The 23,181-nt window shown below is 61.8% G+C and carries 22 protein-coding genes and 1 tRNA gene; 17 read left to right on the top strand and 6 right to left on the bottom strand.

The window, feature by feature from the left end; translation table 11 throughout:
• Positions 1 to 272 precede the first annotated feature (272 nt).
• On the top strand, positions 273 to 596 hold the full coding sequence (locus ACNQFN_RS01830) for a hypothetical protein (RefSeq protein WP_418647791.1): 324 nt from the start codon (positions 273 to 275) through the stop codon (positions 594 to 596).
• Positions 593 to 1,219: a hypothetical protein gene (locus tag ACNQFN_RS01825; protein WP_418647790.1), complete on the top strand. Its 627-nt coding sequence runs from the start codon at positions 593 to 595 to the stop codon at positions 1,217 to 1,219. The genes ACNQFN_RS01830 and ACNQFN_RS01825 overlap by 4 nt, the downstream gene beginning before the upstream one ends.
• A 55-nt stretch (positions 1,220 to 1,274) precedes the next feature.
• On the opposite strand, the gene ACNQFN_RS01820 is transcribed toward ACNQFN_RS01825, so the two are convergent.
• Together ACNQFN_RS01820 and ACNQFN_RS01815 are read right to left on the bottom strand one after the other, a co-directional pair.
• On the bottom strand, positions 1,275 to 3,296 hold the full coding sequence (locus tag ACNQFN_RS01820; protein WP_418647789.1) for a sigma-54-dependent Fis family transcriptional regulator: 2,022 nt from the start codon (positions 3,294 to 3,296) through the stop codon (positions 1,275 to 1,277).
• Positions 3,297 to 3,380: 84 nt separating this feature from the next.
• Positions 3,381 to 4,154, bottom strand: a complete 774-nt coding sequence (locus ACNQFN_RS01815; protein ID WP_068637998.1) for an acetoin reductase — start codon at positions 4,152 to 4,154, stop codon at positions 3,381 to 3,383.
• A gap of 452 nt (positions 4,155 to 4,606) precedes the next feature.
• Here ACNQFN_RS01815 and ACNQFN_RS01810 point away from each other — a divergent pair, with 452 nt between their 5' ends.
• From ACNQFN_RS01810 to vapC, 6 genes are all read left to right on the top strand, one after another.
• Positions 4,607 to 6,406 (top strand): NAD(P)-binding domain-containing protein, encoded by a 1,800-nt coding sequence (locus ACNQFN_RS01810; protein ID WP_418647788.1) that lies wholly within the window; start codon positions 4,607 to 4,609, stop codon positions 6,404 to 6,406.
• An 86-nt stretch (positions 6,407 to 6,492) separates the two neighbouring features.
• Complete coding sequence (locus ACNQFN_RS01805; protein WP_418647787.1) at positions 6,493 to 7,560, top strand: 2,3-butanediol dehydrogenase; 1,068 nt, start codon at positions 6,493 to 6,495, stop codon at positions 7,558 to 7,560.
• Positions 7,561 to 7,738: 178 nt separating this feature from the next.
• Positions 7,739 to 9,364, top strand: coding sequence for an ABC-F family ATPase (locus ACNQFN_RS01800; RefSeq protein ID WP_068637986.1), 1,626 nt, complete (start codon positions 7,739 to 7,741; stop codon positions 9,362 to 9,364).
• Positions 9,365 to 9,627: 263 nt separating this feature from the next.
• On the top strand, positions 9,628 to 9,990 hold the full coding sequence (locus ACNQFN_RS01795) for a BON domain-containing protein (RefSeq protein ID WP_068637985.1): 363 nt from the start codon (positions 9,628 to 9,630) through the stop codon (positions 9,988 to 9,990).
• A 168-nt stretch (positions 9,991 to 10,158) separates the two neighbouring features.
• Positions 10,159 to 10,392: a type II toxin-antitoxin system VapB family antitoxin gene (vapB, locus tag ACNQFN_RS01790; RefSeq protein ID WP_418647786.1), complete on the top strand. Its 234-nt coding sequence runs from the start codon at positions 10,159 to 10,161 to the stop codon at positions 10,390 to 10,392.
• Entirely contained in the window at positions 10,389 to 10,793 is a 405-nt protein-coding gene (gene vapC, locus ACNQFN_RS01785; RefSeq protein WP_418647785.1) for a type II toxin-antitoxin system tRNA(fMet)-specific endonuclease VapC, read from the top strand. Before vapB ends, vapC begins: the two co-directional genes overlap by 4 nt.
• A 178-nt stretch (positions 10,794 to 10,971) precedes the next feature.
• Here vapC and ACNQFN_RS01780 read toward each other — a convergent pair whose 3' ends face one another.
• Positions 10,972 to 11,307 (bottom strand): helix-turn-helix domain-containing protein, encoded by a 336-nt coding sequence (locus ACNQFN_RS01780; protein ID WP_418647784.1) that lies wholly within the window; start codon positions 11,305 to 11,307, stop codon positions 10,972 to 10,974.
• Between the two features lie 89 nt (positions 11,308 to 11,396).
• Between ACNQFN_RS01780 and ACNQFN_RS01775 the strand changes: the two genes are divergently transcribed.
• The 5 genes from ACNQFN_RS01775 (at position 11,397) to ACNQFN_RS01755 (ending at position 15,827) form a co-directional block, all read left to right on the top strand.
• Entirely contained in the window at positions 11,397 to 11,927 is a 531-nt protein-coding gene (locus tag ACNQFN_RS01775; protein ID WP_418647783.1) for a hypothetical protein, read from the top strand.
• Between the two features lie 1,111 nt (positions 11,928 to 13,038).
• The gene (locus ACNQFN_RS01770) at positions 13,039 to 13,341 is read left to right on the top strand and encodes a hypothetical protein (RefSeq protein ID WP_418647782.1); all 303 of its coding nucleotides are present in this window, start codon (positions 13,039 to 13,041) and stop codon (positions 13,339 to 13,341) included.
• Positions 13,342 to 13,564: 223 nt separating this feature from the next.
• On the top strand, positions 13,565 to 14,002 hold the full coding sequence (locus tag ACNQFN_RS01765) for a hypothetical protein (RefSeq protein WP_157659172.1): 438 nt from the start codon (positions 13,565 to 13,567) through the stop codon (positions 14,000 to 14,002).
• A gap of 187 nt (positions 14,003 to 14,189) precedes the next feature.
• A complete protein-coding gene (locus ACNQFN_RS01760; RefSeq protein ID WP_418647781.1) occupies positions 14,190 to 14,627 on the top strand; it encodes a hypothetical protein in 438 nt (145 codons plus the stop codon).
• Positions 14,628 to 14,732: 105 nt separating this feature from the next.
• Positions 14,733 to 15,827 carry a hypothetical protein gene (locus ACNQFN_RS01755; protein ID WP_418647780.1) on the top strand — a complete coding sequence of 365 codons (1,095 nt, stop codon included), beginning with the start codon at positions 14,733 to 14,735 and terminating at the stop codon, positions 15,825 to 15,827.
• A 95-nt stretch (positions 15,828 to 15,922) separates the two neighbouring features.
• Here ACNQFN_RS01755 and ACNQFN_RS01750 read toward each other — a convergent pair whose 3' ends face one another.
• The 3 genes from ACNQFN_RS01750 to ACNQFN_RS01740 form a co-directional block, all read right to left on the bottom strand.
• Entirely contained in the window at positions 15,923 to 16,666 is a 744-nt protein-coding gene (locus tag ACNQFN_RS01750) for a 3'-5' exonuclease (protein ID WP_418647779.1), read from the bottom strand.
• A 28-nt stretch (positions 16,667 to 16,694) separates the two neighbouring features.
• On the bottom strand, positions 16,695 to 18,572 hold the full coding sequence (locus ACNQFN_RS01745) for a DUF294 nucleotidyltransferase-like domain-containing protein (protein ID WP_418647778.1): 1,878 nt from the start codon (positions 18,570 to 18,572) through the stop codon (positions 16,695 to 16,697).
• Positions 18,573 to 18,663: 91 nt separating this feature from the next.
• Positions 18,664 to 20,298 carry a BCCT family transporter gene (locus ACNQFN_RS01740; protein ID WP_418647777.1) on the bottom strand — a complete coding sequence of 545 codons (1,635 nt, stop codon included), beginning with the start codon at positions 20,296 to 20,298 and terminating at the stop codon, positions 18,664 to 18,666.
• A gap of 238 nt (positions 20,299 to 20,536) precedes the next feature.
• Between ACNQFN_RS01740 and ACNQFN_RS01735 the strand changes: the two genes are divergently transcribed.
• The 4 genes from ACNQFN_RS01735 (at position 20,537) to ACNQFN_RS01720 (ending at position 23,132) form a co-directional block, all read left to right on the top strand.
• Positions 20,537 to 20,935, top strand: coding sequence for a PTS sugar transporter subunit IIA (locus ACNQFN_RS01735; protein ID WP_157659169.1), 399 nt, complete (start codon positions 20,537 to 20,539; stop codon positions 20,933 to 20,935).
• Between the two features lie 30 nt (positions 20,936 to 20,965).
• Positions 20,966 to 21,235, top strand: coding sequence for an HPr family phosphocarrier protein (locus ACNQFN_RS01730; RefSeq protein WP_418647776.1), 270 nt, complete (start codon positions 20,966 to 20,968; stop codon positions 21,233 to 21,235).
• 2 nt (positions 21,236 to 21,237) lie between these two features.
• On the top strand, positions 21,238 to 22,968 hold the full coding sequence (gene ptsP / locus ACNQFN_RS01725) for a phosphoenolpyruvate--protein phosphotransferase (RefSeq protein WP_068636847.1): 1,731 nt from the start codon (positions 21,238 to 21,240) through the stop codon (positions 22,966 to 22,968).
• Between the two features lie 89 nt (positions 22,969 to 23,057).
• Positions 23,058 to 23,132, top strand: a tRNA-Gly gene (locus tag ACNQFN_RS01720).
• Positions 23,133 to 23,181 lie beyond the last annotated feature (49 nt).

Genomic DNA, 23,181 nt, shown 5'->3' with positions numbered 1-23,181 from the left:
CGACAGCCGGCCGCCATCACTCGCGAAATCTGGCGGTCCTGCTCCAACTCTGCGACGGCACCAAGCAGGAATGCTCCATTGGCTCTACGGCTCCCCGGTGTTCGGACTTCGCCCTGGCCGACGACTTCGATCATCTCCGACCTGCAAGGCGCTTATGATCATGAAACCCTGCAGCCATTTCTCCATTCGCATAAAATACGACCCTCTTCCAGTTTTAAGCATAAAGGACCACCCCGACGCTCACAGAAGATGAGAAGCTCGAGATCAAAGGCATGATTCAGGCGCTCTACAGACTTGCCGGAATAACGCCTGTGTGGGACGGAGCCGTCAATCAACGTGTTGCTGAGGTTTTCGGAACAATGCTGTTTGAAACACAGAAATGTTCACGTGCCTTTGCATGGGCTCCGAAACCGAGCGGCGGAAAACCTTCTCCATTCTGGCTGATCACATATCTCGGGAACGGAATATTCCAGACACATCTAGGCAGATTATCGATGACTTGTGCCCGGCAAGTCATCCGATCCTGGCAGAGTGAACTCAACCTTGCAGAGATGGGCATCGCCCATCGGAAACTTCCTGTTTGGGAAAACACATGAAAAACTGGATCTTGGCTGCATGGCTACTCACGACCGTTTATACCTCACCATGCATCGCAGGCGCAGGCGCCATGATCGAACCTCTGCCGTGGCCGGAGGCAGCAGCATGCACCAACTGCCTGAGCATCCAGATTGATGAACTGAGCATTCGTTTTCCGGCAGATCGGATCGCACGCATGAATACGTTTGCTTCGCTGCCGGGAGTCCATCTATCCCTCAAGGCCACACAGGACGGACCCGAGCATCTGATCTCAATGTCGGCGTCAACGTCCGCTCAGGCACTTGAACAAGCTCAACGCGCCGGCTTTCCCCGAGCCCAGGATACGCAGGATTTTGATTCGCTACTCGTCAAAATCGGGGACTTGGATCCTGACTCCGCTGAATCGCGTCGACTGAGAAAGCTGTTCGGGCTCGATCAGTCAGCGAAGATCACTCGCTCGGAACGAAACGACATTGTCGCGTACGGTTTCTGGCGCAACCCGACCGAACTTGAAAAGATCGCCGTCATCCTGAAGGGATGCGACTCGGTCGGCTGCGACAACATTTATGAGCTTTATGGGCCTATCCCGACAGCCATGTTCATGGACATTCTTCGCCAGATGGACCGTACGCCTCCCCCCTGACGAACAGATCATTGGTGGCATCTTCCCGCAGCACTGAACTCGAACAGCGCGGCGGTCAGGACGGTCTCTTGCTCCAGCGGGCGCAGCGCACGCCCAGCTGCAGGCGCTGGATGCGCCGATGTACCGTGGAACGGCTCACGCCCAGCTGCCGCGCCACTTCCGAGACGTTGCCGTGGCACTGCGCCAGCAACTGTTCCAGCTCCACGGCGCCGCCGGGCTGGAAACACCCGCCAGCGCCGCCCGCCTCGTCCAGCGCTGCGGCGCTGCCCATCTGCAGCACGGATGGCCCGGCATCCAGCACATCGACCGCCTGAAGGCTGTCGGGCAGATGGATCTGCTCGATAACGCACTCCCAAGCCTCCGCGCCGGCCTGCGGCCCGTCGCCGCACAGCGCGACGGCATAGCGCAGCACGTTGTTCAACTCGCGCAGGTTGCCGGGCCACGGGTGGGCGAGCAGCATCGCACGCGCCGCCTCGCCGAGGCTGTACTGGCTGCCCAGGTCGGCGAGCATCCGGTCCATCATGCCGCCGAGATCGCGGCGCTGGCGCAGCGGCGGCAGCTGCAGTTCCGCGGCGTTGAGGCGGTAGAGCAGATCCTGGCGGAACTGGCCGGACTGCACCAGTTCGGCCAGTGGCCGGTGCGAAGCCGACACCACGCGGATATCGACCGTGCGCGGTTCGCGCGCGCCCAGCGGCAGGACCTGCGACTCCGACAGCACGCGCAGCAGCTTGGCCTGCAGCGCCAGCGGCATGTCGCCGATCTCGTCGAGGAACAGGGTGCCGCGATGGGCCGCCTCGACCAGCCCTTGGCGACCCTTGCTGGCGCCGCCCGTCCACGCGCCGGGCAGGTAGCCGAACAGCTCGCTCTCCAGCAGCGACTCGGGAATGGCGGCGCAGTTGATGGCGACGAACGCGCCGCCGCGGCCGCTGGCGCCGTGGATGGCGCGTGCCAGGAACTCCTTGCCGGCGCCGGTTTCGCCCTGCACCAGGATCGGCAGGTTCCGCGGCGCCAGCCTTGCGGCCTTGTGCAGCAGCGCGTCCATTACCGGGTCGCCGGCACTGAGCGCCTGCAAGGCGGCAGGCAGCGGCGCGGGCGTCAGCGGGCGCGAGGCCGGGTTCCGCACACGCATCGGCTCGATCGCATGGGCGAACAGGACCCTGCCGTCGCAGGCGCGGACGATGCGTTGCTGCGCCGGACGGTCGGCGCGCAGATTGGGCAGGTGGCGCGCGTCGAACTGGAAGAAGCGCTCCAGCGGCTGGCCGATCAGCGCATGGCGCCGCCGCCAGTCCAGCCGCGCCGCCGCGGCCAGCAGGCGCGCGCCCGCGTGGGTCATGGCGTTGATGCGGCCATGCGCATCGACGGCGATGGCGGCGTCCGGGTCCACGTCGAGGAAATCCGGCGACTGGGAAAAGCGCAGCACCCAGTCCCTGCGCGACTGTGCCATCAGGTTCGCCAGTTCCACGCGCCGCGCCGCCGCGACCACCAGGTTCAGCGCCAGACCCTGGCTGGCCCGCTCCTCGGGCGACCTGAGCTGGGAAAGATCGAGCACCGCCGCCAGTTCGCCGCGCAGGTCGTAGATCGGCGCCGCAGTGCAGGACAGCCGCGTATGGGTGAAGTCGAAATGGTCGCTCTGATGCACGATCAGGGCGTCGCCGGTGGCCAGGCAGGCGCCCACGGCAGAAGTGCCGGCACGGTCCTCGCGCCATTCGGCGCCCAGGTACAGGCCGGCGCGGCGCAGGTCGCCAGTGTCGGCCTCCCGGCCGAGAAAATCCACCGCCACGCCATGGCGATCGGCCAGCAGCAGCACGTAGTCCAGGCCCTTCAACTGCTGGTAGAGCCGCTCCAGCCCGCTGCGGGCGATGCGGATCAGCGACTCGGATTCTTCCTGATGCTGGCGCAACTGCCCTTCGGGAACAATGACGGCTTCGCAGGTCCGGGCCGGATCGAGCCGGTGATGGTCCAGGCAGCGGCGCCAGCTGCCGAGCACGGCCTCGTCCCTGCTGCCCCCATGCATGGGCTGCCCCAGCCCGAAGGCTTCGATCTCCTTGATGTGCGAGACGTAGGACTGGGGCGGCATCGCAGACCCTGGCGTTGAGTGTTTGCATGTGGGCGATGGGCCTGCAAGCAGGCCCATCGCCCATCCGCTGCAGTTTAGCGGCAGTCAGCGCAGCACGATACCGCCATCGATCATGATGGATTGCCCGGTCATGTAGTCCGAATCGGGCGAGGCCAGGTAATGAACGAAATCGGCGACGTCCTTGGCCGTCTGCGGGCGGCCCAGCAGGATGCCCGACGAAAACCGCTCGAAGGCTTCGCCCGGTTTCGTGCCGAGGTATTTGCCCATTTCCTCGTCGATGCGGTCCCACATCTTCGTGGCGGCGACGCCGGGGCAATAGGCATTGACGGTGATCTTGTGCCGCGCCAATTCCTTGGCAGCGCTTTGCGTCAGCGAACGCACTGCATGCTTGCTTGCGCAATACACGCCCAGGAATTCGTAGGATTCATGTCCGGCAATGCTGCAGGCATTGATGATCTTGCCGCCCGTGCCCTGCTTCTTCATCTGTTCGGCCGCGGCCTGCGTGCCATAGACCACGCTGTAGACGTTCACCGAAAAGACTTTTTCCAGATCCGGCTCGCGCACGGTATCCAGCGGCATCACGTCCTCGATGCCCGCATTGTTGATGAAGACGTCGACCTGGCCGAAAACGGCCACGGCATGAGCCACCAGCGCGAACTGGTCGTCGCGCCTGGCGACGTTGCCGACGAAGGAGCTCACCTCGTGACCATTGCGCTTGAATTCCTGCTCGGTCACGGCGAGCTGCCCGGCATCGATGTCCGACAGCACGATACGAAAACCATCTGCCGCCAGGCGCTCGGCAATTCCCTTGCCCAGGCCATCGGCGGAACCGGTGATGACTGCGACTTTCTTGCTCATGATGTCTCCTGACGATTGAACGATCGATAAACCAATGACGCCGAAATCGGAAAAACCAGCCGGCCGGCACGGCAGCTCATTCAGGCACACCTGCCGTTGATTGGCTTGCAATGGAACATGTGCACGCCCGAATCCCGAATTGCCCGGATGGCATGGCGCATTGCGCGGTGGAAAGTGCCAGGGATTCTGGAATCAAAGCACCCGCAGGTGAATGAAGGTTTACCCAGAAATGATATTGCACCGCAGCATGGCCAATGCGACACCTGTCGCAGCCATTGCAACACCTGAAGCGGCGAAATGAGCCAGCGCGACGCAGATGTTCAAGCCGTCGTTCGGCAAACCATTGATTTCACGATGCCCGAGTGGTCCGGACAGGCATGGCACGACGTTTGCGATACCTCCTCCGCCCGCACACCGGGCAGGCATACACCAACAACGATTCTGGAGACATCATGACTTCAACCCCCACTGCCCGCGCCCAGGCAATGCTGGACCAGCTCAACGCCGCACTGGCCAGGCGCGACACCCAGGCCGCAGCCGAGCTGTTCGCCGACGAATGCTACTGGCGCGACCTGGTGCTGCTGACCTGGAACCTCAAGACCCTGGAAGGCCGGGCCGCCATCCGGCAGATGCTGGACGCGCAGTTGGACGCCGCCTCGCCGGTCGTCTTCAGCCTCAGCCCCGGCGAAACGGTGGATGAAGCCGATGGCGTGGTTTCCGCATGGATCGACATCGACACCCGACTCATCGCCGGCCATGGCCACATCCGCATTCAGGACGGCCGCATCTGGACGCTACTGACCACCGCCCAGGAGCTCAAGGGCCACGAGGAGCCGCTGAACACGCGCCGGCCGATGGGCGCCGAGCACGGCATCCAGCGCGGGCGCAAGACCTGGCTGGAGCGCCGCGAGGAAGAAGCGGCCGAACTGGGCCGCAGCCAGCAGCCCTTCGTGCTGGTGATCGGCGGCGGCCAGGGCGGCATCGCGCTGGGTGCGCGGCTGCGGCAACTGGGCGTGTCGCACATCGTCATCGACCGCTACCCCCGCCCCGGCGACCAGTGGCGCAGCCGCTACAAGTCGCTGTGCCTGCACGACCCGGTGTGGTACGACCACCTGCCCTACCTGCCCTTCCCGCCGAACTGGCCGGTGTTCGCGCCCAAGGACAAGATCGGCGACTGGCTGGAGATGTACACCAAGGTCATGGAAGTCAATTACTGGTCTTCCACCAATTGCCTGAACGCCCGCTACGACGAGACCCGCAAGGAATGGGAAGTGACGGTGGAGCGCGACGGCGAGACGCTGGTCATCCGGCCGAAACACCTGGTGTTCGCCACCGGCATGTCCGGCAAGGCCAACGTGCCGAAGATCGAGGGCCAGGACGTCTTCAAGGGCGAGCAGCAGCATTCGTCGCAGCACCCGGGGCCGGACGCCTACAGCGGCAAGAAGGTGGTGGTGATCGGCGCCAACAACTCCGCGCACGACATCTGCGCCGCGCTGTGGGAACACGGCGCCGACGTGACCATGGTGCAGCGGTCCTCCACGCACATCGTGCGCTCGGATTCGCTGATGGACATCGGCCTGGGCGACCTGTACTCCGAGCGCGCCGTCGCCAACGGCGTGACGACGAAGAAGGCCGACCTGATCTTCGCCTCGCTGCCCTACCGCATCATGGCGGACTTCCAGGTCCCGCTGTACGACCGCATCCGCGAGCGCGACGCCGAGTTCTACCGCAAGCTCGAGGAAGCCGGCTTCATGCTCGACTTCGGCGATGACGGCTCGGGCCTGTTCATGAAGTATCTGCGCCGCGCCTCGGGCTACTACATCGACGTCGGCGCCTGCGACCTGGTCATCGACGGCAGCATCAAGCTGCAATCGGGCAAGGGCATCAGCCACCTGAGCGAGAACGCCGTGGTGCTGGACGACGGCACCGAGCTGCCCGCCGACCTCATCGTCTATGCCACCGGCTACGGTTCGATGAACGGCTGGGTGGCAGACCTCGTCAGCCAGGAAGTGGCCGACAAGGTCGGCAAGGTCTGGGGCCTGGGTTCGGACACGACCAAGGACCCCGGCCCCTGGGAAGGCGAGCAGCGCAACATGTGGAAGCCCACGCAGCAGGAGAACATGTGGTTCCACGGCGGCAACCTGCACCAGTCGCGCCACTACTCGCTGTACCTGGCGCTGCAGTTGAAGGCGCGCCAGGAAGATCTGCCGGTGCAGGTCTATGGCCTGCAGGAAGTGCATCACCTGCGCTGAGCGAGAGGTTTCCGGAGCGCCTCCCCAGCGAGGGGCGAGGCGCTCCGGCGACGACCACAGGAATTCACGAGCACGGAGTTTGACCCATGAAAGCAGCACGTTTTTACGACCGCGGCGACATCCGCATCGAAGACATCCCCGAACCCGTCGTGGCGCCGGGCACCGTCGGCATCGAAGTGGCCTGGTGCGGCATCTGCGGCACCGACCTGCACGAGTTCATGGAAGGGCCGATCTTCATTCCGCCCTGCGGCCATCCGCACCCGATTTCCGGCGAATCCGCCCCCGTCACCATGGGCCATGAGTTTTCCGGCGTGGTGTATGCCGTCGGCGAAGGCGTGGACGACATCCAGGTCGGCCAGCACGTGGTGGTCGAACCCTACATCGTGGCCGACGACGTGCCCACGGGGCCGGGCGAGAATTACCACTTGTCGAAGAACATGAACTTCATCGGCCTGGGCGGCCGCGGCGGCGGCCTGTCCGAAAAGATCGCCGTCAAGCGCCGCTGGGTGCACCCGATCTCCGACAGGATTCCGCTGGACCAGGCCGCGCTGATCGAACCCTTGTCGGTAGGCCACCACGCCTGGAGCCGCAGCGGCGCCAAGGCCGGCGACGTGGCCCTGGTCGGCGGCGCCGGCCCGATCGGCCTGCTGCTGTCGGCGATCCTGAAAGCCAAGGGCCTGACCGTCATCATCACCGAGCTGAGCGCCAAGCGGAAAGAGAAGGCCCGCGAATCCGGCGTCGCCGACCACATCCTGGACCCGTCCGAAGTGGATGTGGTGGCGGAAACGATGAAGCTCACCGGCGACAAGGGCGTGGACGTGGCCTTCGAATGCACCAGCGTGAACAAGGTGCTGGACGCCCTGGTGGCCGCGACCAAGCCCACCGGCGTGGTGGTGATCGTGTCGATCTGGAGCCATCCGGCCACCATCAACGTACACAGCGTGGTGATGAAGGAGCTGGACGTGCGCGGCACGATCGCCTACTGCAACGACCATCAGGAAACCATCAAGCTGGTCGAGCAGGGCAAGATCGACCTGGAGCCTTTCATCACCCAGCGCATCCAGCTCGACGACCTGGTTTCGCAGGGCTTCGAGACCCTGATCCACAACAATGAATCGGCGGTGAAGATCATCGTGCAGCCGAGATTGAAGTAAGCAGTCCTCGATCCTGTCCTCCCTTCACCCCTCCCGCGCCCCGATCCGGTGGCGCCGGAGGGTTTTTCTTTGTCGGGGCGGCCGTGGCATCCCTGTGCGTCACTGTCCTGCAACACTCACGACCAACAGCCTGCGCTATAATGCAAGGCTTTGTTTTATCTGACAAACAGGATTTTCCGTGCTCGTCGCAGCCAACATCACCATGCAGTTCGGGGCCAAGCCCCTGTTCGAGAACGTTTCCGTCAAGTTCGGCGACGGCAACCGCTACGGCCTGATCGGCGCCAACGGCGCGGGCAAGTCGACCTTCATGAAGATCCTGTGCGGGATTCTCGAACCCTCCGCCGGCAACGTCTCCAAGGACGTGCATGAGCGCATGGCCTACCTGCGCCAGGACCAGTTCGCCTACGAGAACATGCGCGTGCTCGACGTGGTGATGATGGGCCACGAGGAACTGTGGGCCGCGATCCAGGAGCGCGACGCGATCTACGCCAATCCGGACGCCACCGAAGACGACTACATGCACGCCGCCGAGCTGGAAGGCAAGGTCGGCGAATACGACGGCTACACCGCCGAGGCGCGTGCCGGCGAACTGCTGCTCGGCGTGGGCATCGACTCCGCGCTGCACAACGGCCCGATGAGCGAAGTCGCCCCCGGCTGGAAGCTGCGCGTGCTGCTGTGCCAGGCACTGTTCGCCAACCCCGAGATCCTGCTGCTGGACGAGCCGACCAACAACCTCGACATCAACACCATCCGCTGGCTGGAAGACGTGCTGAACAACCGCGACTGCACGATGGTCATCATCTCGCACGACCGCCACTTCCTGAACCAGGTCTGCACCCACATGGCCGACCTGGACTACGGCACCATCACCATCTACCCGGGCAACTACGACGACTACATGGAAGCGTCGACGATGGCGCGCGAGCGCCAGTCCGCCGCCAACGCCCGCGCCAAGGACAAGATCCAGGAACTGCAGGCCTTCGTGCGCCGCTTCTCGGCCAACAAGTCCAAGGCCAAGCAGGCCACCAGCCGCCTGAAGCTGATCGACAAGCTCAAGCCCGAGGACGTCAAGCCGTCCAGCCGCCAGTACCCGTGGATCCGCTTCGACTACGACGAAAAGGACAAGCTGCACCGCCTGGCCTGCGAAGTCGACGGCATCAGCTTCGGCTACGAAGGCATGGAAAAGCCGCTGATCAACAAGTTCTCGATCGCCATCGAGGCCGGCGAGAAAGTCGCCATCATCGGCGAGAACGGCGTCGGCAAGACCACGCTGCTGAAGCTGCTGGTAGGCGAACTGAAGCCGCAGAAGGGCCAGGTCAAATGGGCCGAGAAGGCCAAGCCCGGCTACTACGCCCAGGACCACTCGGCCGACTTCGCCGAGGACGTCAGCCTGACCGACTGGATCGCGCCCTACTCCCGCATCACCGCGGCCGCCACCGGCGAGGACAACGAAACCCTGCTGCGCGGCACGCTGGGCCGCCTGCTGTTCTCGGGGGACGAGGTCAAGAAGTCGGTGAAGGTCATCTCCGGCGGCGAGCAGGGCCGCATGCTGTTCGGCAAGCTGATGCTGTCGCGGCCCAACGTGCTGCTGATGGACGAACCGACCAACCACCTCGACATGGAATCGATCGAGTCGCTGAACGGCGGCCTCGACAAATTCAACGGCACGCTGATCTTCGTCTCGCACGACCGCGAGTTCGTGTCCTCGCTGGCCACCCGCATCATCGAGATCAAGCTCGACGGCCAGATCATCGACTACCGCGGCACCTACGAGGAATACCTCTCCAGCCAGGGCCTGGAATAAGCAGTCCCGCGCGCGCCCTGCCGCCCCAACAAGCCCCGAAGGCCCGCAAACCTGCGGGCCTTCGGCGTTTTCGGGGGTTTTGCGGCCGCAGCCCCGGTGTAGGCCGAGGCCTACGCCGTGTCGGCGACATCCGACACACGCAAGCGGCATGCGCCTATGCACGCGGCGGCCTCCGCTGCCTATCGTATGGGCCACAGGGACGACGGACGCGGCAACGCCCGTGCGTTGCGCGAACCGGCCCGATCCAGAAAGGAGATTCGACCATGAACAAGATTCTTGCCACCACCCTCGCCGCCACCGTCATCGGTCTTGCCGCGCCGGCCGCCTTTGCAGCCTCCGACATGGCCCCGGCCGAAACACGGCCTGCGGAAAGCGACAGCATGGAGAAGGAGCCCGGATCGGTCGGGCAGTTCATCGACGACGCCACCGTCACCGCCCGGGTCAAGACCGCACTTGCCAGGGACGAACTGACCAAGGCGCGCAACATCGAGGTCGAGACCGTCAGGAACGTGGTGACGCTGACGGGCGAAGTCGACTCCCGCGCCGAAATCGAGCGCGCCTCGGTGATCACCACCGGCATCGAAGGCGTGGCCTCGGTCAACAACATGCTGACGATCAAGCCCTGAACGCCGCTTGCCCCAGGCGGCACATCACCTCCACGAAAAGCACCCTGCCATCGAGCATGGGTGCCTTTGCGTGTCGCTCCGGCTTACCGTCGCAACGCTCTCGCCCCACCTTGACAGCGCCAGTGCAGTATATACAATACACATATACACCGAACACAGGGGCACGACATGATTCGCACCAACCTGTTTCTGAACAACAAGAGCCAGGCCGTCCGCTTTCACAAATCAGTGGCCTTCGCGCCCGAAGTGCATGAAGTCACCATCGTGGCCGTGGGCAACACCCGCATCATTGCTCCGGCAGGCAACACTTGGGACGCGTGGTTTGCACAGTCTGTGGATGATGACGCCCTGCTACCCGAGCGCGACCAGCCCGCCATGCAGGAGCGGGAGTCGCTGGCGTGACACGCTACATGCTCGACACCAACATCTGCATCCACGTCATCAACCGGCGCCCTGCACATGTGCTGCCCATCTTCAACGCGCACCATCAGCAGATGTGCATCTCCGAAGTCACGCGCTTCGAGCTTTTGAGTGGCGCCTACAAATCCATGGCACCGCACAAGGCGCTGTACAACATCAGCACTTTTTGCGCCATGCTCGACGTACTGCCGCTCGATGCCGCTGCCTGCGACCATGCGGCGCAGATTCGCGCCATGCTGGAGAAAAAGGGCCAAAAAATCGGCCCTTTCGACACGCTCATCGCAGGCCACGCACTCAGCATTGCAGCCATCCTCGTCACCAACAACGTGCGTGAATTCGAGCGTGTCGGCAGCCTGATGATCGAGGACTGGGCGCAGGGCTGACGCCGCCTGAGCGGCCAAGGCCCATCCACCACCAACTCGCAGCCCAGCGTGCCGTAGAAGCGGCTTTAGCCGCGAAACGGCCGTGGAAACAGCATCCGAGCCCTGTTCGCGGCTGAAGATACCGTTATCCGGGTCAAGCTTTTCGTAGAAGCGGCTTCAGCCGCGAGGGCGCGGACGATCAAGACAGTATCTCCCCCCGCAGTTCTCGCTCGACGAAAGCCACGATGTTCTGCCGCTGGCTTGCCGACGCCTCGCCCCAAGAAACGATGAGGCGCGCCAGCGCTTCGTCCTCGCAGTAGAAATATGCAACCGGCACCCGCAGCACCCGGGCCAGCTTGCTCGCCACGTCATAGGGCGGCGCGTGAGCGCCCGTCTCGTAGCGGCTGATCCGCGCACTCGCCGTCCCCTCATCCAGCCCGATCGCCACCCCCAGCTTGTCCTGCGGAATGCCCGCCAGCTTGCGGGCTTCCCGCATCCGGCGGCCAAAACAGGAGGTAGGGGGCTTGAGACGCATCCTACGATACTCGTAGGATTCGCTTGCTCGATCTCTACGAAATACGTAGTATTGTAGGCGATCGCCCTAACAGCTACGGAACCTCTTCCATGAGTATCGCCACGCCTCATAAATCCTATCAGCATAGAAAATTAGGAAACACGCTTCTCGTTGCTGCAATTACCTTTCTGAGCAGTCACGTCATTGCATTTGAAGGCCACAATGGCATCACCTTTGACATGACACAGAAACAAGTCGAAGCCAAGGGATTCGTCTGCAATGAGTCAGAAACCTCAAACACAGACATTATTCTCGACTGCAGTCACATGGAAATGACAGGAACGGCATTCGGGCTACCGACAAAAAACTATGAGGTTTCTATTGGCAAGTCTAAGAAGGTCATAAGAATCAGCGTAGACTTTGGCGGCAACGTCAACATTCAGAGTTATCTGAACCTCACCACACAAATAGGGAATTTTTTCCCAAAAAAGCTAGCGGATGGATCAATGCATTCTAAGGCGATTCTTAGGGATGTCTGGGAAGCAAAGAACGGAGCCCAAGCCGTTCTACTTTTTCTCTCAGGAATCCCTCCCATCACCAAAGATCGCATCAGCATTTCTTTCTGGCCCCCTAGTCGATGACCATTCCGATCAAGCAGAAATTGAAAGGGCTACATCATGACATTTATCGAAGAATTAAGGACTAAAGTTCAATCTAATGAACTCCCTCCAATCTTTAGCAGCATCGACATAAGAAACGCGGGAATTGACGATCCGAACAACAATTTGTCGAACTACGACAAGAAAAACAGGGGATCGAAAAACAGAAAGATGCTTGTATCCAGGGAAATAAATGGCGTCGCTTACTACACATTCGACGAGCAGTTATTTACAGGATGAGCCGGACTACGTAGGCAAAGCCGCAGGCGAAACCCATCAGTCGTGGCGCGAAATCTTTCCGGTGTTGATGGGTTTCGCCTACGGCTCTACCCATCCCAGAGTTGCCGCATATACATACTTGGCATAACTGAAATCGATCTTTGTGACCATATTTCACTCCCGAACAGCCTTAATTTGCACAAGTTTTGTGCAAATCGCTATTGAATGATGCGAATAGATCCTCTTCTGAAAATGTGATTCGCATAGTTACAACAGCCCTGCTACCCATCCTACCCGTTTACTCAGCCCGGTTGAAAAGAATGAGTCGAAAGCGGCCTATGCTCACTGCCACAGATCCCGCAACGGACTCTCCGCCGAAAACCGATACGCCACCTGCGCCTGTAACAGCTCCGCCGTGTACGATTGCTTCGGTACTTTGAACATCCCTGATTCCCTTCCTTTCCGTCGAGTTTATACACGACCGGTTGGAAGGCGAAATTTCAGGGGAAGCTCACCTCAAGAAAGCGTGGGAAAACAGTTGCACCATTTACGTCGAGAACTTCGGCCCGATGGACAGCGAAATTTGGCAATCGAGCAAGCGATGCCCTAATTGCGGAAGAAGGTGCAAAGACGCCACGAATTATTTCATGGATGAGCGCCCGAGACTGAGTACGGCATTCGCATAGCCAGACAACTGATCCGACTCAAGATGAGGCATGGTTCCTGGCTTGTTGACGCAGAAGCGCCGCATGCTGCATCAACCAAGATGTTTCAGACTGATCATCACACCAGCATCATCTATTACTCATCAAGTAAGGCACAAACTCCATATTACGCGGCTACTGTCATACCACTGGATTTTGGCTAGCAACAGATGTTGATTCGACCAAAGGTTTTTATGCCAATCGTTAAACTCGGGCTCTTAGCGCTTCTGACGCTCTCAACAGTAGGATGCAGCAAAAAGCAAGAGATTTTATTTGAGGCACAGTCCATCAGCTACAAGCAAAAAGACAGTTATGCAGTAATGCAAATGGAGAAAGAATGTAGCGATCTCAGCAAGGAACTCAAGAGCTATCTTGATAACGGATGGAGAGTGATTGCATCTTCGCCGAAGGAGAAATTGGTTGGGGGCAATAGAGGGACTTGTGTAGGAACAGAATACATTCTGGAAAAATAATGCCGTCACTCTTAAATGATCTGCGCAGGCAACACTTCTTCAGCCTGCCAGACAGCAATTTTTATTACCAAGTTATTTCTCTCTTTTTTAGCCCTCGCCTGACGGTCGAGCGCGATATGATAAAGCGCCAACAACTTCACCAACTGCAAACTTGCCTCCCGATGGCAGGATGTGTTTTTGGGGGAGCCTAAGATTACTTCTCTCACAGCCAAAAAGGGACAAGATGAGCCGCATCAGAAGCCTTGCTATTGCAACAGCCACCGCTACAGCACTTGCCAGTTGCGGAACCATGCCATCGATTTACAGCATAGATAACTCACGCACTTACAACCAAAGCTACGATGAGGTTTGGGAGAAACTAGTTCAATTCTTCGCGTCCAGGAATATACCGATCAAAAATATTGCAAAGGACAGTGGCGTAATTTACGCAGAATCAATGTTGTTCAATGACGATGCTGCAGATTGCGGCACTGGAGGTCTGTGGACTCCATTCGGACGCAAGGCTTCGTTCAATGTCTTCGTCACACGCTCCACGGATCGTCCGAGTGTAAGTGTCAATACAGAATTTCAAGAGATGCGGCGGTTTGACAGAAGAACAGAAACCGTCACTTGCAACTCTAAGGGAGTAATTGAGAACGCCGTTCTCGACGCTCTTAATTAGAAACGGCTAACAACTCCCCAAGGAGTGCGATTTATGCGAATGACTTTAGAAAAACTGGTGAAGCGATTTTCACGCGTGAAGCACAACGTCAAGTTCGATCTGCCCCCCTATGGCGCTACCCCTGATACCCATCCTGACCGCTCTGACTACCGGTGGTAGCACCTTGGTGCCCCACGCAGCAGGGGGAATGATCGTTACTGGCGCAGGTGGATACATGGCAGGTACTTACCTGAGCACCGCAGCGATCACTGGACTCGTTGCTACAGCAACCGGCACTGCGGCAGGACTGGGTGCGACCGCAGTAGCCGTGCTTTCAGGTGCCGGCTCCAGCATCATTGGAAGTGCTGGCGTTGCAGCAACAACAGTTGAAGCAACAGGGTTGAAAGCATTACTGATGTCGATCGGTATCACTCCGAGCAGCGCTGTTATAGCGTTCCTGCTTCCTGCTGTGGGGTGCATCGCCGCTGGTGCGGGATTCTATTATTGGTGGCGATTCATGAGAAAACCGAAATCAGCGACCAGTGATCAAGAGGCTTTGTTCACTGAAATGGAAGCCAGAATCGTTGAACGCCTGGTCAAGAAAATCGGCAAGACGGAACGCCCCGATGCTGATGTCCGAGCGTAATCTGGACTTGTGACGGATGTCACAAAGGAAAAATTTCCTTTGGATTAAAATCGAAGCGGAGTTGATGGGCCAAGAAATTACTGAAAATATACAGAGGTGGACTCGATGCTGGCTGACCTTGGCCTGAATATCGCGCGCTCCATACCAGTCGATCAAGTAATTGGATTGGCGACAGGTAATTTGACGCTCCATGGTGGAGTCATACGCGATACCGCTGGCCGTATCGTTTCTCATCTTGCCATGCCGGCCTCTGCCGGGTTGCTCAACGCAGTACCCGGCTTGGGCGCCATCGGCTCCATTGTAAACGGCATTCAGTTGCAGGCACTGTCGTCGAATGTGGCGGCGGTGAAGGCGGCAACCGAGCAGATTCTGAATTACTCGATGGCAGCGACGGCGCTGTCCGGCCTCGGGCTGGTCACATCCGTTACAGGCTTCACGTTTCTTGCCTCACGTCTGAGGCGTATCGATCAGAAGCTCAATGCAATCGAAAAGCAGACCAAGGCAATCAAGAGGTTCCTGCAGTCCTCGCAGCGGGCGAAACTGCTGGCGGCAATTGACCATCTGCGTCTGTCGCAGCGGGCGACGGATGAAGCCATGCGGCGTGATCTGCTGTTACAGAGCAAGCAGTCATTTACGACTCTTGCCTATCATTACCGATCTCAGTTCGACGAGATCGAAGACATTGTTGAACTGAGCGCATCTGAAGATTGCTACATGCTTGCCTGCCTTGGCAGCGTAATGGCAACCAGTGACTTGGGTATGGGCGATGCAGCAAGGGATGAGATGGAAAAGCACCGCCATGAATGGCGAGTTCTCGCACGTAGGCATTGCGGAAAATTGTTGCTCCAGGACGATCCAGCCCATCTTCTCGATATGCGCTATGTCCAGTCCTTGCCTGCAGCCAATCTGATCAGATTCCTCGACTTCGTCAACGGCACTCAGCGCGGCGTGCAATGGATCGATGAACTCAGGAAGACACTTGACAAAACAACGCTCGTTCGCAGCACGTTTTCAGGGCGAGACTCCTCAGTGATCGATTATGCCAACAAGCTTCTGGTGAAGGACGAGGTGCTTCAAGGCTTTTCCGCTCATATGAGTTTTCTGGCAGAGAAGAAAATTTCCATTTCGCATTTTTCAAGTAAAGTGGAAAAAATTCGGGAGCTTGAAGGAGCAAAATTTTTGCTGCTCAATCACGCTTGAAAGGATTGGAGTCACCTAGAACGTAATAACCAAAGAATATTGCTGGGTGTTGCAATTCAATCTAGAGCCTGCCCCCTTTTAATTTCGAATACACATTACCCCCACACCTCGGCAAGCGCCGTCTCCACCGAAAACCGATACGCCACCTGCGCCTGCAGCAGTTCCGCCGTGGCGAGTGCGTCGGTCAGCGCGTGATGTGCCCGGTAGCGTGGCAGCTTGTAGCGGCTGCGGCTGTCGGCCAGGCGGATCGACTCCGTGCGCATCCGCCGGCCCAGCAGCCAGGCGAAGAAGCCGGGCGGACGGCGGTACAAGCGCGCTTCGAGCTCCATGGTGTCGATGACCGGGAATTCGATGCCTTCGCCGGTGCGCATCCGCAGCGCGGCATCCAGGAAGCCGCGCTCGATGCTGCGGCAATGGACGACGACGACGCGGCCGGCCAGCGCCTCCAGCAGTTCGCCGAGAATCGCGTCCAGATCGGGGGCCGCTTCGATCTGCGCATGGGTGATGGCGTGGATCGCCACCGATTCCGGCTTCAGTTCCCCATCGGGGCGCACCACCCAGTAGCGCGAGGCGCTGGCCTGGATGTGCGTCACGCTCATCGGCACCACGCCGATGCTGACGATTTCGTCGCGTGCGGGATTCAGCCCGGTGGTTTCGATGTCGAGCGCCGCCATTGGCACGTCCTTCAGCAGGCTGCTACCCGCCGGCGCGCCCTGCGCATAGAAGGACTGCAGGCGCCGGTCGCGCGTGGTGGCGGCAAGCGCGGCAAAACGCTGCGGCCAGGCTATGCCCGCGGCGGCACGTGCCCGGCGCGAAGCGCGGCCCGGTTTCGCTTTCATGTCACCCAGGTGCAGCATCGTGCCGTGCTCAGTTGGCCCGGCCGGGCTGGTAGCGGTACTTGAGGTATTTCTGCGCGTTGCCGAGGATCAGGAAGGCGTCGCGCAGGCTCTTGCGTTCGAATTCGGACAGTTTTTCGGGGTCGAGGCTGTTGTCCGGCTCGTTGCCAGCGGCGAGGTCCTGGGCCTGATTGCGCGCCCGCACCGCCGAGATGAATTCAAGCGCGTCGTACAGATCCTGCCCGCGCCCGAGCGGCAGGATGGCGGCGCCGATGATCTCGCGCAGGCGCTCGAAGGAATTGAGCGCCTGCGAGCCGATCGCCAGCGCATGCACGCGGATCAGGTCGGACAGCGGCCCGGTGCCGCGGCGCTTGATGTTGATCGCCCGGGTGTGGCGGCCGTCGGATTCGACGACGAAGTCCTTGAAGAAGCCCAGCGGTGGGGTTCGCAGCAGAGCGTTGCGCGCCATGCAGGCGAGGAAGCGCGAATTGTCGCGGGCCTTGCGCGCGACCAGTTCGCGCAGGCGCACGGCCCATTCGGTGCGCCCCCACACGCCATCGAGGTCGAAGAAGATGCCGGCGTGCAGCAGCGATTCGGGGGTCGGACGCTCGATCCAGTCGGTGAAGCGGCGCTCCCATTCCTTGAGCGGCTGGCGCCATTTTTCGTTGCTCGCCATCACGCCGCCGGTGCAGTAGCTGTAGCCGCAACGCGCCAGCCCGTCGCAAACGAAATCGCCGAGCGCCTTGAACCAGGCATCGTGCCGTGCGGGGTCGAAGCGGTTGTCCAGGATCAGCGCATTGTCCTGGTCGGTGACGATCAACTGTTCCTGCCGCGCCATCGAGCCCAGCGCGAGAAAACAGTATGGCACCGGCGGCGGACCGAGTTCGGCTTCGGCCAGCTCCAGCAGGCGCTGCTTGAAGCTGCGGCCGATCGCCGCCATCGCGCTGCCGACCACGTGGGCGCTGGTTTCCTCGCCGACCATGCGGCTGAAACAGGCGCGCACGTCCGGTACCAGCGCGGCCAGATCATCCACCGTCTGGGCACGGAAGATGCCGCCGACCACGAACAGGCTGTTGCGCGATTCGTAGCGGATGATGTCCGACAGCGCGACGATGCCGAGTGGACGCTGGTGCTTCATCACCGGCAGGTGATGCACATTGCGGCGCAGCATCGCCAGCATGGCTTCGAACACCAGCTGGTTGTGCGCCACCGTGACCACGCCCGGGCTCATGATCTCGCTCACCGGCGTGTCGTGGCCCAGGCCGGGCGCCAGCAGGCGGGTGCGCAGGTCGCGGTCGGTGAGGATGCCGGACAGCAGCGGCAGTTCGGGCACGTCCGGGTTGGGGTCGACGATCAGCAGCGAGGAGACGCCTTCTGCCGTCATGCGCTGCGCCGCCTCGCGTGCGGTGGCCTCGCTGCCCAGTGTAACCGCCTCGCGCCCGACGAGGGTGTCGACGGTGGCCGACAACAGGTCGTTGGCATCCTCGCGGCGCGACATGACCTGGCGCAGCCGGGTGCGGTCTTCGATTTCGACGTGGTCGGCGAAGGCTTCGTTGCCATCGAAGAGTTCGAGGAACACCGGCTGCGGGATCAGGTAGATCAGCGAATCTTCCAGCGCAGTCGCGGGAAAGCGCACGCGGCCATGACGCAGCAGGCCGAATTCACCGAAGTAGCCGCCCGCCGTCAGGCGGTTGTACAGCGTGCCGTTGCGGCGGAAGACCTCCACCGCGCCGCTGCGCACCACGTGCCAAAACTCGGCGGGTTGGCCGAATTCGATGATCTGCTCGCCGGCCTTGTAGTAGCGCACATCGACCGCCGCCGCCACGCGCTGCAGGGCGTCCTCCGGCAAGGCGTCGAAAGGCGGGTGGGCGCGGAGGAAGTCGAGGATCTCGAGCTGTTCGACCTGCATGGCATGGGTCCGTGGATGTCGGTCGGGACGAACATACCACCGGGGCGGCGGCTCCGGCCGCCTTCCCGGCTGCATCTCCGCCCCTGCGCCGTCATCTGGCCAGGCGCGGCTCCGATGCCAGGCCCTTGATGATCGCCAGGCTCGCCACCAGCAGCACGACGGCGAACGGCAGCCCGGTCGACACCGCCATCGCCTGCAGCGACACCAGCCCGCCGCCGAGCACCAGCGCAACCGCCACCAGGCCTTCGAAGATCGCCCAGAACACGCGCTGCGGCATCGGCGCGTCCATCTTGCCGCCGGCCGAGATCACGTCGATGACGAGCGAACCCGAATCGGACGAGGTGACGAAGAACACCACCACCAGCACGATGGCGAGGAAGGAGGTGATCTGCGCCAGCGGCAGCGCATCGAGCATCAGGAACAGTTGCAGCGGCAGCTCGGCACTGCGCGCAGCCTCATAGCCGTCGCGCACCACCTGGCTGATGGCGGTTTCGCCGAACACCGTCATCCACAGCGTGCAGGCGAGCGAGGGCACGATCAGCACCGAGACGATGAACTCGCGCACTGTGCGGCCGCGCGACACGCGCGCGATGAACATGCCGACGAAGGGCGACCACGAGATCCACCAGGCCCAGTAGAAGGCGGTCCAGCCCTGCAGGAAGTTGGCGTCGTCGCGGCCGACCGGGTTGGACAGCGCCGGCAGGTGCTGCAGATAGGCGCCGAGATTGGTGAAGAAGCCGCCGAGGATGTCCAGCGTCGGCCCGACGGCGATCACGAACAGCAGCAGCAGCAGCGCCAGGATCATGTTGATCTCGGACAGCAGCTTGACGCCGGCATCCAGCCCGGACACGACCGAGCCGAGCGCGATCGCGGTGATGCCGATGATCAGCACGATCTGGGTGGTGGTGCCCAGCGGCACGCCGAACAGGAAGTTCAGGCCCGAACTCGCCTGCGCCGCGCCGAAGCCGAGCGAGGTCGCCAGGCCGAACAGCGTCGCCAGCACCGCGAGGATGTCGACCAGGTGGCCAGGCCAGCCCCACACCCGCTCGCCCAGCAGCGGGTAGAACACCGAGCGGATCGTCAGTGGCAGCCCCTTGTTGAACGAGAACAGCGCCAGGCCGAGCGCCAGCACGGCGTAGATCGCCCACGGGTGCAGGGCCCAGTGGAAGATCGTCGCTGCCATGCCCAGGCGCATGGCCGCTTCGGCATCGCCGGCCGCGGCGCCGAGCGGCGCCCAATCGGTGCGCACGCCGTTCTCCATCGCCGTGCCGCCGAAAGCCGCGCCGAAGTGCGACAGCGGTTCGGACACGCCGAAGAACATCAGGCCGATGCCCATGCCGGCAGCGAACAACATCGAGAACCAGCCGAGGTAAGTGTAATCCGGCGTGGCTTCGGTGCCGCCCAGCCGCACCCGGCCCAGCGGCGAGAACGCAACGATGAAACACACCAGCACGAAGATGTTGCCGGCGACGAGGAAGAAGCCGTCGAGGTTCGAGGTCAGCCAGGTCCGCATGCCACTGAACAGCGGCTCGACCTGGTCGTGGAAAGCCAGCGTCAGTGCCACGAACAGCACCACCAGGCCACCCGAGATGGCGAATACGCGGTTGTGGATGTCGAGGCCCAAGGGGCCTACGTTGACGATGATGTTGTCCTGGCCGATCTGGTAGTCGGTATCGATGGGGTTGACGTCCCCGTCGGGGATCATGGGGTCTTTTTTTTCTGTCATCCGTACTCTCTGAGGGCCGCCCGGAACATGGCGATCATTACCTTACAAATATTTGTACAAAACAAGTTTAACAGTCTCGACGCAATGCTCAAAACCGGATTTCCCAGCCATATCGCAGGTTTGGCGCCCACCAATCTCCATTTGTCATATTTTATGCATAGTGTGCCAGGCTGACTGTACGTCACGCCATGCCTTGCCCCCATCGGCTAAAATCGCCGCCAATGGAGACGGAATCGAAATGATCGGAATCTTTCTGGTGACGCACGGCTCGCTCGGCGAATCGCTGATCCAGTGCGCCTGCCACGTGCTGAACAAGCGCCCGCCGCAGGTGGCGCAACTGGGCCTGTCGGCGCAGGACGACCCGCTCGACATCCTCCCGCAGGCGCGCCAGATGCTGGACTGGACCGACAGCGGCCACGGCGTGCTGATCCTGACGGACATCTACGGCGCAACCCCGTCCAACGTCGCCACCAAGCTCACCGCTCCCGGCCGGATCGAAGCCGTCGCCGGCGTCAACCTGCCGATGCTGCTGCGCGTACTCACCTACCGCGAGCAAGGCATGGACACGCTGCTCAAGCGTGCGGTGTCGGGCGGCTGCGACGGCGTGATGCACATCGAAGCGAATCAGGCGCCCTAGAGCGCAGAGGCAACACCAGGGGAGAACAGCATGCCGAGAGCCGAAGCCGAAATCATCAACAAGCTCGGGCTGCACGCGCGCGCGTCGGCCAGGCTGACGCAGTTGGCGAGCAGCTATCCGTGCGAAGTCTGGCTCGAGCGCAACGGCCGCCGGGTCAACGCCAAGAGCATCATGGGCGTCATGATGCTGGCCGCCGCCAAGGGCAGCACCATCACCATCGACACCGAGGGCGAGGATGCCGACAAAGCGCTGCAGGAACTGCAGGACCTGATCGCGGACCGCTTCGGCGAGGGAGAATAGGCATGACCTTCGCCCTGCACGGCCTGCCCGTCTCGCAAGGCATCGCGATCGGCCACGTCCACCTGATCTCTCACGCGCTGCTCGAGGTCAACCACTACCACGTTGCCCCCCGCCACCTGTCCGACGAACTCGAACGCCTGGAGGACGCGGTCGCCACCGTCCAGGGCGAACTGATCGGCCTGAAGGCCGCTGCGACGACGGCCCAGACGCACAGCGAAGTCGGCGCCTTCGTCGACCTGCAGCTGATGATGCTGGCCGATCCGATGCTGATCGACGCCGCCCGCCACCTGATCGAAACCCGCCGCTGCAACGCCGAATGGGCCCTGGTGCAGCAGATGGAACAGCTCGTCGAGCAGTTTCGCCAGATCGAGGACCCCTATCTGCGCGAGCGCCAGGCCGACGTCGTGCAAGTGGTCGAGCGCCTGGTCAAGGTGCTGCTCGGCCATCCCGGCCACCTGCCGCCCAAGCGCCGCGACGGGCTCGGCACCGTCATCGTCGCCCACGACCTGTCGCCCGCCGACACCATCGGCTTCCGCGACCACAACATCTCCGGCTTCGTCACCGACGTCGGCGGCCCCACCAGCCACACCGCGATCGTCGCCCGCAGCCTCAAGATCCCGGCCGTGGTCGGCCTGCACCACGTGCGCGACCTGCTGGAAGACGACGAACTGGTCATCGTCGACGGCACCCGCGGCGTCATCATCATCGACCCCGACGAGACCATCGTCGAGGAATACCGCCTGCGCCGCAGCGAACTCGAGATCGAGCGCTCCAAGCTCAACCGCCTGCGCGACACCCGCGCCACCACGCTCGACGGCGAAACCATCAACCTGCTCGCCAACATCGAAGGGCCGAAGGACCTGCCCGCGGTCAAGACCGCCAACGCCGACGGCATCGGCCTGTACCGAACGGAATTCCTCTTCATCGGCCGCGACGTGCTGCCCGACGAGGACGAGCAGTACGAAGCCTACCGCAGCGTGGTCAAGGCGCTGCCGAACAAGCCGGTGACGATCCGCACCTTCGACGTCGGCGCGGACAAGGCGCTCAACGGCGCCCACGCCCGCTTCGAACCGAACCCCGCGCTCGGCCTGCGCGCGGTGCGCTACTCGCTGGCCGAACCCCAGATGTTCCTGACCCAGTTGCGCGCCCTGCTGCGCGCCTCGGCCCACGGCAAGCTGCAGATCATGATCCCGATGCTGTCGCACGCGCAGGAAATCGACCAGTGCCTGGCGCTCGTCGACAAGGCCAAGGCCGAACTGCGCGCCGAGAAGATCAAGTTCGACGAAGGCGTGCAGGTCGGCGGCATGATCGAAGTCCCGGCCGCCGCGCTGTCGCTGGGCATGTTCATCCGCCGGCTGTCCTTCCTGTCGGTCGGCACCAACGACCTGATCCAGTACACCCTCGCCATCGACCGCTCGGACGAAGCCGTGGTGCATCTCTACGATCCGTTGCACCCCGCGGTACTGAAGCTGATCGGCGCCACCATCTCGACCGGCGCGCGCTACGGCGTGCCGGTGTCGGTCTGCGGCGAGATGGCCGGCGACCCCGTCTACACCCTGTTGCTGCTCGGCATGGGCCTGCGCAACTTCTCGATGCACCCGGGCAACATCCTGGAGATCAAGCAGCAGGTACTGCGCGCCGACCTCGGCGATCTCGCCCCCAAGGTGCAACGCATCCTGAAGGCCGATGAACCGGCGCGCATCCGCGAGGCAGTGGAGCGGCTGGCCGGCTGAAGTGCTCATGCCGGCATTGCACTGGAAGGCCGGGAATCATAGAATGGCCGCCTCTTTCATGCTGGCCTTTCTGTCTGCCGGCCAGGCATGCGGGCGTCGTATAACGGCTATTACCTCAGCTTCCCAAGCTGATGACGAGGGTTCGACTCCCTTCGCCCGCTCCACTTCAACTTTCCACGGTGTTCCAAGGACCTCCATGGAGTGTTGCAAGTC

The organism is Thauera butanivorans, from assembly GCF_048398245.1.
Classification (GTDB): Bacteria; Pseudomonadota; Gammaproteobacteria; order Burkholderiales; family Rhodocyclaceae; genus Thauera; species Thauera butanivorans.
The sequence above is the reverse complement of the archived record's forward strand: the minus strand, read 5'-3'. Positions and strand labels throughout refer to the sequence as shown.